A 15,408-nucleotide genomic window follows, 5' to 3' on the forward strand; every position below is an offset into this window, starting at 1 on the left:
TTACTCCGCTGCGATCATGGAAAGGGGCTTGAATTCATGTGCGTCAACGCCTTCGGATGCGCGTTCCGCCCACGGATCAATCTGTGCGTTCTGCTGGCTGATCATGAAGCGTTCAAACAGCGCCTTGCGGTTGGCTTCGTCATCAACCACCCGTTCTTGAACATGTTTCAGGCCAACGCGTTCAATCCATGGTGCCGTGCGTTCAAGATAGCGGGCTTCTTCACGGTATAGCTGGATGAAGGCACCGCAATATTCCTTGACCTCGTCGTCGGTTGTGACCTTGCACAGAAGCTCGGTCGCGCGGACATGAATGCCACCGTTGCCACCCACATGCAGGTCCCAACCGCCATCGGTTGCCACAACCCCGAAATCCTTGATGGTTGCTTCGGCACAGTTGCGCGGGCAGCCCGATACGGCCATTTTGAACTTGTGGGGCATCCATGATCCCCAAGTCATTTTTTCCAGTTCGACAGCCATGCCCATCGACATCTGGGTGCCAAAGCGACACCATTCCTGCCCGACACAGCTTTTGACCGTGCGAAGCGATTTGCCATAAGCATGACCCGAGACCATCCCGGCCGCGTTCAAGTCGGCCCAAACAGCAGGCAGGTCTTCTTTCTTAACACCCAAAAGGTCAATGCGCTGTCCGCCGGTAACCTTGACCGTAGGGATTTCGAACTTGTCGGCGACATCGGCGATGGCGCGCAATTCACGCGGGTTGGTCAAGCCGCCCCACATGCGAGGAATCACCGAATAAGTACCGTCTTTTTGGATGTTGGCGTGAACACGTTCGTTGATGAAGCGCGATGCGCCATGATCAACATATTCACCCGGCCAAGCCGCCAGCAGGTAATAGTTCAAAGCAGGACGGCAAACGTGGCAGCCATCCGATGATTTCCATTCCAGTTCCTGCATCACGGCAGGCATGGACTTCAGTTCCTTAGCAATGATCAGGCGGCGCGCGCTGTCATGATCATGTTCGGTGCAGGTGCAAATCGGCTTGACCGCTGCTGCCTGATAATCCCCGCCAAGGGTTGCTGCCAAAAGGTTCTCAACAAGGCCGGAACAAGATCCGCAAGATGCAGATGCCTTGGTGTGGCCTTTAACTTCATCAAGGGTCGTCAGGCCCTTTTCATTGATCGCGGCAACGATGGATCCTTTGCAAATGCCGTTACAGCCACAAATTTCTGCGTCATCTGGCAGGGCTGCAACGGCATCAAGAGGGTTTCCGGCGGCCCCCCCCGCAAATGCCTGACCAAAGGCAAGGGTGTCACGCAATTCAGTGACGTCTTCGCCATCCTTCATCAGCTGGAAATACCAGCCGCCATCAGATGTGTCGCCATACAGAACCGCACCCTTGATCTTGCCGTCTTCAAGAACAATGCGTTTGTAAACGCCGCGACCGGCATCGCGGAAGACGATTTCCTCGGTCTCGCCGCCGCCGGAGAAGTCACCTGCGGAAAACACATCAACGCCAGTGACCTTAAGCTTGGTCGAGGTGACAGAGCCGCTATAGCCGTCGGTTTGAATTTCAGCCATGTGATCAGCAAGCGATTTGGCCATTTCAAACAGCGGCGCGACAAGGCCATAACATTGGCCGCGATGCTGTACGCATTCACCAACCGCAAAGATCGCCGGGTCACTGGTGGTCATGACATCGTCAACGACGATGCCGCGTTCGACTGCGATGCCTGCGTCTGCAGCAAGACGCCCGTTCGGGCGGATGCCAACAGCCATGACCACCAGATCAGCCGGAATCATGCGTCCGTCTTTAAGGCGGACACCGGTTACGTTTTCTGTACCAACGATTTCTGCAGTATCGGCTTCGGTAATCACCGTAATGCCGCGGCGCTCAAGTTCTTGCGCCAGCAAATAACCTGCCGACGGATCAAGCTGGCGTTCCATCACATGGCCAGCCAGATGCAAAACCGTGACATCCATGCCGCGTGACTGCAAACCAACAGCTGCTTCAAGGCCCAAAAGACCGCCGCCGATCACAACAGCCGGGCCGCCTTTTTCGGCAGCGCCCAACATGGTGTCGACATCATCAACATCGCGGAAAGTGACAACACCCGAAAGCTGATGGCCGGGAACCGGAATAATGATCGGATCAGAGCCGGTTGCCAAAAGCAGTTGGTCATATTCGGTTTCGGTACCGCTTTTGGAAATCACCACTTTGCGGTCGCGGTCGATCTCGACCACCGGATCGCCGGAATAAAGGTGGATGTTATTATCTGTGTACCATTCCGGGGTGTTGATCACGATCTCGTCGAAGTTCTTCTCGCCCGAGAGAAGCGGTGAAAGCATGATGCGGTTATAGTTCACGCGCGGTTCAGCACCGAAGACGGTGATGTCGTATTTCTCTGGTGCGCGGGACAGGATTTCTTCAACGGTGCGCATGCCGGCCATGCCGTTGCCAATGACAACCAGGCGGGCTTTGGCGGTTCGTAATGCGGCAGTGACGTGGTTCATTTGTCTCTGGCTCCTCGTCGCGGGATGCGAAGTTGGCACAAAAAAAACGCCCGATGCGGCCTGCTCTTTAAAAAGGCATTTCGCAACGGACGTCGTTATCCGGGGAACCCGTCTTTGGATTCTTTATATATACAATCGGCTTTTTCGCCGGAGCCGCAGGCGACACTGCCCGCGCTCATGTCTTTCTATATTCAAGTGTCGTGCCAGAAATGAAATTATGGCGAATTATCTTTCAAGTCACTGGAAGTATTAACTAAAATTCCGGACCCCTTCATTGGGGGAAATAGCGAATTTTAGTGATTTGATTAAAAAATAAACAGTATAAAAAGTGTGTGATTTAAAATTGTGCAAAATTTAACCAAAACGGCTATTTGATTTTTTATCTGTGCACATGCGGTCGTGTAAATTTCATAATTTTCAATGTGTTGCCGGAATTGTCCCGCATCGCGGAAAAACTGGCGCGGTGTTTGCAATGATGGTTTGCGTGTGAGCGGCTTTGACGAAAGCAGGCCCAATGACGGGTGGCTCACAGTTCTTCGTCCAACGGCGGACGATCAGGAGTTTGGGATCGCAGCGCGAAGTGCGCGCAGCTTTCCGATACGAATGACGGGTCGCCTGCGGAATCTTCCAGATGAAGCATGAGGCCCATGGGGAAAAACCGTCGGTCGTACATAGCAGCAATCAAGCTCTGCGCGACCTAAACGAAGGGCTTCAATGTTATGGAAATCAAGAACAAGGCTACACGCATAAATCTCTTCAGTCTCAAGACTGTTCAGATGCGTACTTTCCACCTCACCTGGCTTTCATTCTTCCTGTGCTTCTTTGGCTGGTTCGGGATTGCACCGCTGATGCCGCTGGTGCGCGATGACCTTGGCTTGAGCAAAAGCGAAATCGGCAGCACCATTATTGCCTCGGTGGCAATCACGGTCCTTGTCCGGCTTTTGATCGGACCGCTTTGCGATAAAATCGGCCCGCGCAAGACCTATACCGGTCTTCTGGTTCTGGGCTCTTTGCCGGTCATGCTGATCGGTCTTGCCGACAGCTATGAAACCTTCTTGCTTGCGCGTCTTGCCATTGGCTCGATCGGCGCATCTTTCGTGATCACGCAGTATCATACCTCCATGATGTTTGCGCCGAACGTTGTTGGTACGGCCAATGCCACCACGGCGGGTTGGGGTAACCTTGGTGGTGGTGTGACCCAGATGGTCATGCCGGCAATCCTTGCGATGGTTCTTGGTTTTGGTGTTGCTGAAACCATGGGCTGGCGCCTGGCGATGGTGTTCCCGGGTGCGATCATGCTGGTCGTTGCTGTTCTTTACTGGGTCTTCACCACCGATTGCCCGGATGGCAACTATGCCGAAATGCGCAAAAGCGGCGCGCTTAAGCCCGAAGACGACACTGCCGGTGCCGCCAAGGGCATGATGGCTGCTGTTTCCGACTACCGCGTTTGGGCGCTGTTCCTGGTTTATGCAGCTTGCTTTGGTGTGGAACTTACGATCAACAACATTGCTGCGATCTATTTCTTCGACAAGTTTGAGCTGTCCCTGGCAACCGCTGGCATGATTGCCGGTCTGTTTGGTTTGATGAACATCTTTGCCCGTACGCTGGGTGGTGTGTTCTCTGACAAATTTGCCGCCAAGGGTGGTCTTTCAGGTCGTGTAAAGTTCCTGTTCATGGCGCTGTTCATCGAAGGCGTTGCACTGATTGCCTTCTCGCAGATGGAAGCACTGGTTGTTGCGGTTTGCGTAATGATCGTTTTCTCGCTGTTTGTTCAGATGTCAGAAGGTGCGACTTTCGGTATTGTTCCGTTCGTTAACCGCAAGGCGCTTGGCTCGGTCGCAGGCATCGTTGGTGCAGGCGGTAACGCTGGTGCGGTTGCTGCGGGCTTCCTGTTTAAGTCCGAAGCACTTACTTATCAGGAAGGCCTTCTGTATCTCGGCTGTGCTGTGATCGTCTGCTCGTTCGCAGCCTTGGCTGTTCGTTTCTCGGCGGAAACCCAGGCTGAAGAAAAAGCACGCTATGACAGTGCGCAGGCAGAGCGCCTTGGTACTTCCGGATCGGCTCAGCCGGTTCCGGCTGAATAAGACTTGGTTTGATAAGATATTTTCGGGATGCGGCCGATGTCGCATCCCGAAACCCATAATCCGGATCCGACAAACGGGGCGGAGATAACAAAATAGACGTCAGAGAGGCGCGGCCATCACGGGCTGTCAGGGAGTTAGGGTTAGTTGGTAAAGCTGGAAGAATTCAATATTCTGGTGATTGACGAAAATCCGGACCGTGCGGCAATTGTCGAACGGGGTCTGGTTGAAAGTGGCTATACCCGGGTTGCCCGCATCGGCACATCCCACAATCTGGTCGAGCGCATTCAGGCGCTGGCCCCTGATATCATCATCATTGATCTGGAAAACCCCGACCGCGATACGCTTGAGCAGATGTTTCAGGTGTCGCGCGCCATTGCGCGCCCGATCGCAATGTTTGTCGATCAAAGTGACGCATCGATGATCCACGAGGCGGTGGCTGCTGGTGTCTCTGCCTATGTCGTGGATGGCCTGCGCGAGGACCGCATTCGCCCGATCGTCGAAATGGCGATCTCGCGCTTTAACGTTTTTGATCAGCTCAGACGCGAACGCGACGAAGCGCAGGCAAAGCTTAATGAACGCAAGCTGATTGAACGGGCCAAAGGCATCCTGATGAAGGAAAAAGGCCTGTCCGAAGAAGATTTCTTATGCGCTGCTGCGCAAAAACGCCATGAAACAGAATCGCAAGATTTACGAAATCGCCCAAAGCGTCATCACGGCGTTTCAGTTGGAGTTTTAAGCGATGGCTAACAAGGTTCGTCTTGGGTTTGTTCCATTGGTCGATTGCGCTATCCCAGTTGTGGCGCGCGCCATGGGCTTTGCCGAGCAGGAAAATATTGATCTGGAACTGGTCCGTGAAATGTCATGGGCCGCCATCCGCGACAAACTGTCTTATGGCGTTTACGAAGCAGCCCACTTGCTTGCCGGTATTCCGATTGCCGCGCGCTTGGGGCTTGGTGGTGTGCCGATACAACACATTGTCGTTCCCATGGCGCTTGGGCGCGGGGGCAATGCGATCACGGTTTCCATCCGCCTTTATCAACGCATGCTTGAAGCCGATCCCGCTGCCATGCATGGCCCGCGCGGGCTTTCGGCGCGCGCCCTTAAAAAGGTGATCGAAGAAGACCGTGCAGCTGGGCGTCCGGTTCTGTCCTTTGCGACCGTATTCCCGTTCTCAAGCCATAATTACGAGCTGCGTTATTGGCTGGCTGCAGCCGGGATTGACCCCGATAAGGATGTGAATATCGGTGTGATTGCCCCGCCGCGCATGTTTGACAGTCTGCGCAATGGCTGGGTTGATGGCTATTGCGTCGGGGAACCCTGGAACCAGCGAGCTGTCTTCCATGGTGATGGCGTGATTGTCGCGCTTAAGGATGATATTTGGCCGCGCAGCCCGGAAAAGGTTCTGGGCGTGCGCGAAGACTGGGTCAATTCCAACCCGGAAACGGTTTCGGCGCTGGTGCGTGCGCTTGTCCGTGCCGCCGAATGGGCGGATGAGCCGGCCAATCGCGCAGAACTTGCCCAGATGCTGTCAGAAGACGCCAATGTCGGAGCACCATTTGAGGTGCTTAAGGCATCGCTGTCCGGGCGGCCGGTTCTGCGACCGGGCGAAGCGCCGCTTGATGTGCCCGATCGTCACGTCTTTTATCGCTATACCGCGACCTTCCCGTGGCTGTCGCAGGGAAGCTGGGTCGGAACCCAGATGAAACGCTGGGGGCAGGTGCCAGCGGATGCCGATCTCAACAATGTCGTGCGGCAGGTCTATCGTCCGGATTTGTATCGCGCTGCGGTTCAGGGGCTTGATGTTGCCGTGCCCAAGCATGACTGGCGGGTTGAAGGTGCCAATGATGCATCTGATCGATCCTTTGTTGGGCCGGACAGCTTCCTGGATAATTCGATCTTTGATCCGGAAAAGGTCAGCTAGTTAGCTGCGAAAGCTTTCCGGTTTGGCGGCATCAATGGCTTCCATCATTTGACCGGGGATAAAGACGCGGAAAGTCGCACCCTGATTGGCGGGGCTTTCTGCCCAAATCTTGCCTTGGCAATGTTCAATCACATGCCGCGCAATCGCAAGCCCAAGACCCGATCCGGATGGCTTTGGCTGATCATCGGCATATTTGCCACTGCGTGAAAACTTATCAAAAATGGTTTCAAGCTCGCTCGGTGCGACCCCTTTGCCGTTATCGGAAATCGATACCAGATAACCACCATCCATGGCCTCACCCCGGACCGAGACGCTTGGGAATTGCGGGTCGGAAAACTTCGCCGCATTGGACAGCAGATTGATGAAAACCTGTGTCAGGCGGTCGCGATCGACATGCAAAAGCGCTGACTTGCGCGAATACTCGCTGGTCAGTGTCACGCCCTTGCTTTCAAACAGTCCTTTGACCGCCTCGATGCTTTCATCAAGAACCGTGCGTGGATCAACATCAACCGCGCGCCAATCTGAATGACCGGCCTCAAGCCGGGCCAGATCAAGATGGTCGTCAATCAGGCGTGTCAGACGTTCGCTTTCACGTACAATGATCTCAAGGAAATGATGTGCGCGGTCATGATCAAGGTTCGGGGTATCGACCAAAATCTCGGAAAAGGATCGGATCGAGGTTAAAGGTGTTCTGAATTCATGGCTGACCATGGTCAGGAATTCATCCTTAAGCTTATCAAGTTCCTTAAGTCGGTCATTGGCCGCGCGGAGTTCAGCAGCAGCCTGTTCCAGCTCATGTGATTTCTGCTCAAGGCGTTGGGAATATTCAATAACGTGCGAGGTTTCCTCAAGGATTTCCAAAACCTCGTCCAGGCTGACCATCTCGCCCTTGGCAACCGATGACACCATCACGCGTGCGGATGCTGCCCCGATGGAACCCGCAAGCAATCGTTCGGTAAAGGCGATCATGTCAGCATCGGCTTCGCCCTTGCCACGGATCAGGGGATCGGATCCCCAGCCAAATTGACGGAACGAGTTAAAGGCGCGTTCGCGTCCCAAAAACCGTTCAACCAATTCATACAGGTCATTGACCGAGGCAGAGGATCGCCAGATCACGGTTTCTTCGCCCTTGCGCGAAAAGGCATCGACAAACAGGGTTGCCTGAATGCGTTCCAGCGCACTTGGTTCGGTAAACAGGCTGATCAAAACATATGTCGCGGTATTCAGCGAAATTGACCAGATCAGTGCATGGGTCAGGGGCGCAAAATCGGTCAGGCCAAAAAGGCTTTCGGGTCGAAGCCACGGATGACCAAACGCCCCATTTTGAATAAGGGCCGGGTCCATCCAGCCACTATCGGCAAGCGATGGCAATAAAAGGGTATAGCCCCAAACGGCAAAACCGATGCTAAGGGCCACTTGCGCGCCTGCCTTGGTCCCGCCTTTCCAGTAAAGTCCGCCAATCATGATCGGTATGAACTGCGCGATGGCGGCAAAGGAAATCAGGCCGATTTCGGCCAGCGCATCACTGGCCCCGGCGGACCGGTAATAGGCAAATCCCAAAAACACGACCACAACGATGGAAGCACGCCTGATAAAGATCAAAAGCCCGGTCAGATCATCACGCTCGGTCAAACGAAGTGGGCGAATGCGCAAAAGGGCCGGGACGATCAGGTCATTACAAACCATGGTCGAAAGCGCGATGGTGGCAACAATCACCATGCTGGTGCTGGCAGACAATCCGCCCACATAGGCAAGAAGCGCCAACATTGATTGGTCTTCAAACAACGGCACGGAAATCACAAAGAAGTCCGGGTCCGACCACACGGGAAGTGCGCCAAGCCCCGCCAAAGCAATTGGTAAAACAAAAAGGTTCATCGCCAGAAGATACAGCGGAAAGGCCCAGCTTGCGGTGGCCAGATGGCGCTCATCAACGTTTTCAACAATGATCACCTGAAACTGGCGTGGCAAACACAGGATAGCTGCCATTGATAACATCATCAGCGTCAGCCAACGGGCATTGCCATTTTCGGGCAGCATCAAGAGCTTTGCCGTGTCGGGATTTTGTGCCGATTGGCTGAACAAATCGCCAAGCCCGTCATACATAACAAAGCAGACAAAGAACCCGACCGCCAAAAGGGCGAAAAGCTTCACCAGACTTTCAAAGGCAATCGCGGCAACCATGCCTTCGTGATGTTCATCCGCATCGATAAAGCGCGTGCCAAACAGGATGCCAAACAGTGCCAGACCAAGCGCTGCCCAAAAGCCGCTATCTGAAAACACACTGACGGTTTCATGGAGTGGCTCGACCATGCCGTGATCCCAGACCGTCAGCACCGTATAGCTCGTTGCAATCGCCTTAAGCTGAAGCGCGATATAGGGCGTGGTACCAATGACTGCGATCAGGGTGACAAGGACCGAAAGCTGCGTGCTTTTGCCATAGCGAGACGAGATAAAGTCGGCAATCGACGTGATGCGGTGCGCCTTGGAAATGCGCAGCATCTTGCGCAACAAGAACCACCATCCCAAAAAGATGATGGTCGGTCCAAGATAGATGGTCAGATATTCAAGCCCGTTGCGGGCTGCTGTTCCGACTGCGCCATAAAATGTCCAGGACGTGCAATATACCGCAATGGAAAGTGTGTAGACCGTTGGGTTTCGCACCCAGGAATGGCCATCGCTTGCGCGCTTGTCGCCCCACCATGCAATCGCATAAAGCAGGCCGACATAGACCAGTGAAACAAGGATGACCAGTTCCGAAGACAGCATCTATTTCGGGCCCTCGGACTGTGCAGCACTTCTGAGCGCACGGGTCAGGATCGCACACAAGGCGATCAAAATGCCCCATCCGGCAAAGAAATAGACAAACAGGATCGGCAATCCAAGGATTGTGCCATCAAGGGAAAACATCCCGACAAGCGGCGGAATCCAAAGGAAAAGAGCAACCAGCATCAAAACCAGTGCGCGTTCTGTCAGTCTGCGTGGCGGTGTGATGGGCGGCCTCCTGCCATGTGTGAAGGACGTGCAAGTCTGGTTTAGTTCGCTGCGCGCTCAAGCAGAGCCTTGACCCGTGAGACCACATCGCGGGTCGAAAACGGCTTGGTCACGAAATCATCAACGCCAAGTTCCAGCCCCTTGCGTCGATCCACTTCGCGGGTTTTCGCCGTCAGCATCATGATCGGGATCAGTTTGGTATTACTGTCATTGCGAACGGCGCGCACGACTTCGAACCCGTCACAGCCGGGCATCATCACATCAAGCAGAACCATGTCCGGGACATCACGTGTGATCATGGAGATCGCGGTTTGGCCATCGGTGGCCACGCTGACCTCATAGCCTTCCTTTTCCATCAGAAAGCTAAGTGACTCGACTATGGTCTCCTCGTCTTCGGCAATCAGGACCTTAGGTCTCTCGTTCAAAGGACTTCCCCCGAATTTTTCGGATTTTTATGTTTTCAATCCTAGCCGTTAATTCACGGAATTATAATGCTACTTTGGGGTGGTATGGTTCATGCCATCAGACAGTACGAAAAATCAAAGGTTTGTGCCGATTATTGCGCTGCTTGTGTCGTGGTATCCGACATTTCATAGGCGCGCTGACCGCAATCTTCGCGCGGACATTGGCGGCAACCAATCCCGACCGGAACAGCTGACTCAGGTCGATCAAGCGACAATCGGTCGGCATAAACAACGTCATTGGCAAAGGCCGTGTCGCACCCGATCATGACCGAATAAACCGACCTTGGAATGCCATATCCTCCGACCCCGGACCGAAGCGCGCGTGCGACAAAAAGATATTCACTGTTATCGGGCAGGCGGACAAATTGCGGGATCACCCGGTCGGGTGCCATATAGGCTTCATGCACCACCCAGCGCGGGCAGGCACCACTATAACGTGGCAATTGAAGCCCCGATGCCGAAAACCGTTTTGAGATATTCCCGGCAATATCGGTGCGCAGCAAATGGAACGGAATGCCTTCGGCCTGCGGACGGCGAAGTGTTGTCAGGCGGTGGCAAACCTGTTCCCAACTGGCTGAATAGCGTTGCTGAAGAAGCTCGATATCATGGCGCAGTGTCCGGGCATCTTCCAAAAAGCTGTCATAGGGAAACAGAAGGGCGGCAGCGCAATAGGATATCAATGCCTCGGTCGCGCGTGCGCGTCCGCTGTCGCTTGTGATCTGTGCGCGATCCAGAACTTCATTTATTGCATCAACGGCCTCAAGTCGGCAGATCATCCGGGCCGCCTGAAAGCGGGCCGAGGTGATAGGTAAAGCGCGCGAGATATTAAGCGTCTTTTCAGATGCATCCCATTTATAGCCGCTGGTGGGGGTGTCCTCGGAGGGCAAGCGTTCAACGCGAATGCCATGCTTGGCTTCGAGGTAATTGATCAGATCGGTCAGAAACAGGCCACCATCCGGATCAATGCGCGGGCGCATGTCGGTTGCCTGATCTTCAAGGGTCGGGAAATAGTTGGCATTGTCATAAAGCAGGTCATCGACTTCTTCGGCCGGACTTGCGGCCGGGCGCCCGGCATCGCCGCGTTCAAGGAAGTTGAAAATCTCTGTCGCGGATTCTGCCAGTCGTTGAACTCGCGCACCAAGGTCGCGTTAAATCGCGCGCGCTGCTCGGTGGACAGGTCATCATAATCATCAAAAATCTCGGCAACGGTGCGGATCGAGGTGATCCGGGTCAGGATCGAGTGACTGGCTTCGGTCAGGAACGGATCGTGGCTTAGGCGTTCAGACAGCGCGTTGATTTCATCAAGTCCGCTTCTATAGGCGCGATAAAGCGATAGGAACGCACTGATCATGCCCGGTGCCGCGGCAATCGTTGCCGGAAATTCCCGGCTTTCAATCGGGGTGGTGCGAAATACCGGATCAGATGCGGCTTCGTTCAAATCTGACAGCAATCGGCTTTCCTCGGACCCCGATAAAGTATGGGGGTGAATGTCGAGTGCTTCTGCAATGCGAACAAGAAGTCCGCCGCCAATTGATCGGCGATTATGTTCGATAAGGTTCAGATAAGACGGCGAAATCCCGGCTGTCTTGGCCAGCGCGTTTTGCGTCATGCCGATGTCTTTGCGGCGACCGCGAATGCGATGACCAATGGGTGCCTGACGTGCCATGGGCGGCCTCATTCTTGACAGAATTTACAAATTTTCAGAACGACTATCCGTATATTTACAAAAAAATTGTTCTATATCAACTAGGTGTTGATTCATTTTCATATGGTCCCCATTGTTTTGACAGGTCGTGAAGAAAACCAACCAGAAAACAGACCTCAGAATTCTCTGAAATCAGATCCCAAGACATTGGGGAGGAAAACCATGTCGGAGACTAAACTTATCGGAAATGTATCTCGTCGTACGATCCTGAAGGGGTCCGCGGCTACTACCGGTGCGGCCCTGATTGGCGGCACATTCCCGATGCATTTCATCAAGAATGCCCATGCCCAGACCTTCCGTGGCGACCCGGGCAGTGCTAGCAGCGTGAAACTCGGCTTTAACGTACCGCAGACCGGTCCGTATGCCGACGAAGGCGCTGACGAATTGCGTGCCTATCAGCTTGCGGTCAAGCACCTCAATGGTGAAGGTGACGGCGGCATGCTCAACACCATCAAGCCGCTTCAGCTGAAGGGCAATGGTATCCTCGGCAAGAAAGTCGAATTCGTCACAGGTGATACGCAGACCAAATCCGACGCCGCACGTGCATCGGCCAAGCGTATGATCGAAAAAGACAATGTCGCGATGGTCACCGGTGGTTCGTCCTCTGGTGTGGCAATTGCCGTGCAGGGTCTGTGCCAGGAGATGGGCGTCATCTTCATGTCGGGTCTGACCCACTCGAACGACACCACGGGTAAAGACAAAAAGCGTTATGGCTTCCGCCACTTCTTCAACGCTTACATGTCTGGTCAGGCAATCGCACCGGTTCTCCTTGATGAGTATGGCAAAGAACGCCGCGCTTATCACCTGACCGCTGACTACACCTGGGGCTGGACCCAGGAAGAGTTGATCAAAGCTGCGACCGAGAATATCGGTTGGGAAACCGTGAACACCGTTCGTACCCCGGTGGGTGCAGGTGACTTCTCGCAGTATATCACCCCGGTTCTGAACTCTGGTGCAGATGTCCTGATCCTGAACCACTATGGCAAGGACATGGTCAACTCCCTGACCCAGGCTGTTCAGTTCGGTCTGCGTGACAAGCAGGTCAATGGCAAGAACTTCGAAATCGTCGTTCCGCTTTATTCCCGTCTGATGGCGCAGGGTGCTGGTGAAGCTGCCAAGGGTATCCTTGGTACCACCAACTGGCACTGGTCGCTGCAGGATCCGGGTTCGCAGGCCTTTGTTAAATCCTTTGGTCAGGAATACGGCTTCCCGCCGTCCCAGGCTGCACACACCTGCTATGTCCAGACGCTGCTTTATGCAAACGCCTGTGAAATGGCTGGTACCTTCGCACCTTGGGAAGTCATCAAGCAGCTCGAAGGGTTCGAGTTCGATGGCGCGGGCAACGGTCCGACCCTTTATCGCGCAGAAGACCACCAGTGCTTCAAAGATGTTCTGGTTGTGCGTGGTAAGCAGGAGCCGCAGTCCAACTTCGACCTTCTCGAAGTCGTTAAGGAAGTGCCGCGGGCACAGGTTGAATACCCGGCCGATATGTTCGGCGGGGAGCTCGGACCATATCAGGTCTGATCAACCCAAATCGATGCAAGCTGGGCCGGCCATCTCCCAATGGCCGGCCCATTTGCCCTCTGGCCTCGGCCTATACGACTTTTGACTAAGTCACCCTTACGACGACGCGGCGGATAACTTATGGACGCTATATTTCTTCAAATTCTCAATGGTCTGGACAAGGGCGGCGCCTATGCGCTGATCGCGCTTGGTCTGACCTTGGTGTTCGGCACGCTTGGCGTGGTGAACTTTGCGCATGGTGCCATCTTCATGATGGGCGCCTTTTGCGCAGTTTCGCTGGAAAAACTCCTGACCCTGTCGATGCGGGTCAAGGATGAATCCGTGACCTTCTTTGATGCCTACAAGGAAACGCCTTATCTCGAAGTCTGGTTTGGCGAAACCGGTACGGCAATCATTGACTGGTCAGTTCCCTTATCAATCATATTGGCCATACCGGTGATGCTGTTGATCGGCATCGTTATGGAACGAAGTCTGATCCGGTATTTCTACAAGCGCCCGCATGCGGAACAGATCCTTGTGACCTTTGGTCTGGCGATTGTTCTTCAGGAAATCGTCAAGGCAGCCTTTGGCGCCAACCCGATCCCGCAAGGCGCACCCGACATTGTCTCTGGTTCCGCCGCAATCGGTGCCTTGTTCGGGCTTGGTGAAGCCGTGGTCTATCCGTGGTGGCGTCTGATATATCTGGCCTTCTCGCTGATCACGATCGGTCTTGTCTTCTCGTTCCTGCATTTCACGACCTACGGCATGGTGGTGCGCGCAGGCATGGCAGACCGTGAAACGGTTGAGCTGCTTGGCATCAATATCGAACGGCGATTTACCATCGTGTTCGGGATCGCGGCCGTGGTCGCGGGTCTCGCCGGGGTGATGTACACGCCGGTTCTGCCTCCGGATTATCATCTGGGGATGGACTTCCTTGTTCTGTCATTTGTTGTGGTGGTTGTCGGGGGGATGGGCTCTTTGCCTGGTGCTGTGGCCGCAGGGTTCCTGCTGGGCATTCTGCAATCCTTCTCGTCCATGACCGAGGTGAAAGACATCTTCCCGGGCATTGACCAGATCATCATCTACCTTGTTGCCGTCGTCATTCTGCTGACCCGCCCGCGTGGTCTGATGGGTCGTCGGGGCGTGATGGAGAGCTAAAATGACAAATACAAAAATCGTCTCCCCAAAACAGGACCTCATCTTTATGGCTATCCTGTCGGTCGTGGTCCTGACCATGCCGATCTGGTTGCAGCCCTTTGGTGCGGCCTATCCCGACCTGATGCAGAAATTCATGATCTTTGGCATCTTTGCCATCGGCTATAATATTCTGTTTGGTCTGACCGGATATCTGTCCTTTGGCCATGCGGCCTTCCTGGGTGTGGGGTCCTACACCGCGGTCTGGTCGTTTAAGTTGCTGTCGATGAATGTCATCCCGGCAATGATTTTCGGGACCGTCCTTTCGGGGCTGTTTGCGCTTGCCATCGGCTTTGTGTCACTGCGTCGTTCGGGGATTTACTTCTCGATCCTGACACTTGCCTTTGCACAGATGTCTTATAACCTGGCCTACTCGGTGCTGACCCCGATCACCAATGGTGAAACCGGTCTTCAGCTTGAACAGGCTGATCCGCGTGTTCTTGACCGTGCGGCTGGCATTGTGAATGACGGATCGCTTCCGACGCCGAACCTGTTTGGCATCGAAGGCATCGGTTATTCGGGCTTCTATATCTGTGCGGCCCTGATGCTCATCTCGTTCTTCATCTATCTGCGCATCTTCCGCTCGCCATTTGGCTTGAAGCTGCGTGCGATCAAGTCGAACCAGAACCGCATGGGTTATACCGGCTATAACACTCGCCCGTACCTTATGACCGCCTTTGTGATTTCGGGCATGTATGCCGGTCTTGCCGGATCACTTCTGGCGGTTACTGATCCGCTTGCAGGTGCAGAACGCATGCAGTGGACCGCATCGGGCGAGGTTGTTCTGATCACCATTCTTGGTGGTGTGGGCACACTTGTCGGGCCGCTGCTGGGTGCAGGTATCATCAAGTATTTCGAAAACATCTTCTCGGCCTTTAACGACACGGTTCTTCTGAACGCGTTTTCGTTCCTGCCAGATTGGATGGCGCATGCGGTGGCAACGGTTGTTGGTCTGTTTGTTGGCGAAGGCTGGCACCTGACCCTTGGCCTTGTCTTCATGCTGATCGTGATCTTCCTGCCAGGTGGCATCATGGAAGGCATCAACCGCCTGTGGCGCATGATTTCCGAACGTCG

The 15,408-nt window shown here is 54.3% G+C and carries 12 protein-coding genes; 6 read left to right on the forward strand and 6 right to left on the reverse strand.

What is annotated here, in order from left to right; all coding sequences use genetic code 11:
• Entirely contained in the window at positions 1-2,472 is a 2,472-nt protein-coding gene (nirB, locus tag ACMZ66_RS21835) for a nitrite reductase large subunit NirB (protein WP_416940608.1), read from the reverse strand.
• Between the two features lie 776 nt (positions 2,473-3,248).
• Between nirB and ACMZ66_RS21840 the strand changes: the two genes are divergently transcribed.
• From ACMZ66_RS21840 to ACMZ66_RS21850, 3 genes are all read left to right on the forward strand, one after another.
• Entirely contained in the window at positions 3,249-4,556 is a 1,308-nt protein-coding gene (locus ACMZ66_RS21840) for a NarK family nitrate/nitrite MFS transporter (RefSeq protein WP_416940610.1), read from the forward strand.
• Positions 4,557-4,700: 144 nt separating this feature from the next.
• Positions 4,701-5,303 carry an ANTAR domain-containing response regulator gene (locus ACMZ66_RS21845; protein WP_416940612.1) on the forward strand — a complete coding sequence of 201 codons (603 nt, stop codon included), beginning with the start codon at positions 4,701-4,703 and terminating at the stop codon, positions 5,301-5,303.
• Positions 5,296-6,477, forward strand: a complete 1,182-nt coding sequence (locus ACMZ66_RS21850) for a CmpA/NrtA family ABC transporter substrate-binding protein (RefSeq protein WP_416940614.1) — start codon at positions 5,296-5,298, stop codon at positions 6,475-6,477. Before ACMZ66_RS21845 ends, ACMZ66_RS21850 begins: the two co-directional genes overlap by 8 nt.
• Here the strand turns inward: ACMZ66_RS21850 and ACMZ66_RS21855 are convergent, their stop codons facing one another.
• From ACMZ66_RS21855 to ACMZ66_RS21875, 5 genes are all read right to left on the reverse strand, one after another.
• Positions 6,478-9,243, reverse strand: a complete 2,766-nt coding sequence (locus ACMZ66_RS21855) for an ATP-binding protein (RefSeq protein WP_416940616.1) — start codon at positions 9,241-9,243, stop codon at positions 6,478-6,480. It lies immediately after the preceding gene.
• Complete coding sequence (locus tag ACMZ66_RS21860; RefSeq protein ID WP_416940618.1) at positions 9,244-9,426, reverse strand: hypothetical protein; 183 nt, start codon at positions 9,424-9,426, stop codon at positions 9,244-9,246. It lies immediately after the preceding gene.
• 83 nt (positions 9,427-9,509) lie between these two features.
• Positions 9,510-9,893: a response regulator transcription factor gene (locus tag ACMZ66_RS21865; RefSeq protein ID WP_416940620.1), complete on the reverse strand. Its 384-nt coding sequence runs from the start codon at positions 9,891-9,893 to the stop codon at positions 9,510-9,512.
• Between the two features lie 131 nt (positions 9,894-10,024).
• Complete coding sequence (locus ACMZ66_RS21870; RefSeq protein ID WP_416940622.1) at positions 10,025-10,909, reverse strand: helix-turn-helix domain-containing protein; 885 nt, start codon at positions 10,907-10,909, stop codon at positions 10,025-10,027.
• The gene (locus ACMZ66_RS21875; RefSeq protein ID WP_416940624.1) at positions 10,870-11,598 is read right to left on the reverse strand and encodes a helix-turn-helix domain-containing protein; all 729 of its coding nucleotides are present in this window, start codon (positions 11,596-11,598) and stop codon (positions 10,870-10,872) included. Before ACMZ66_RS21875 ends, ACMZ66_RS21870 begins: the two co-directional genes overlap by 40 nt.
• 201 nt (positions 11,599-11,799) lie before the next feature.
• Between ACMZ66_RS21875 and ACMZ66_RS21880 the strand changes: the two genes are divergently transcribed.
• The 3 genes from ACMZ66_RS21880 to ACMZ66_RS21890 form a co-directional block, all read left to right on the forward strand.
• Positions 11,800-13,161: an ABC transporter substrate-binding protein gene (locus ACMZ66_RS21880; protein WP_416940626.1), complete on the forward strand. Its 1,362-nt coding sequence runs from the start codon at positions 11,800-11,802 to the stop codon at positions 13,159-13,161.
• Between the two features lie 120 nt (positions 13,162-13,281).
• Positions 13,282-14,298, forward strand: coding sequence for a branched-chain amino acid ABC transporter permease (locus ACMZ66_RS21885; RefSeq protein WP_416940628.1), 1,017 nt, complete (start codon positions 13,282-13,284; stop codon positions 14,296-14,298).
• 1 nt (position 14,299) lies between these two features.
• Positions 14,300-15,408, forward strand: a 1,109-nt coding sequence (locus ACMZ66_RS21890; protein WP_416940630.1) for a branched-chain amino acid ABC transporter permease, incomplete at its 3' end; no start/stop codon positions are given.

This window comes from Thalassospira sp. (genome assembly GCF_048059015.1).
Classification (GTDB): domain Bacteria; phylum Pseudomonadota; class Alphaproteobacteria; order Rhodospirillales; family Thalassospiraceae; genus Thalassospira.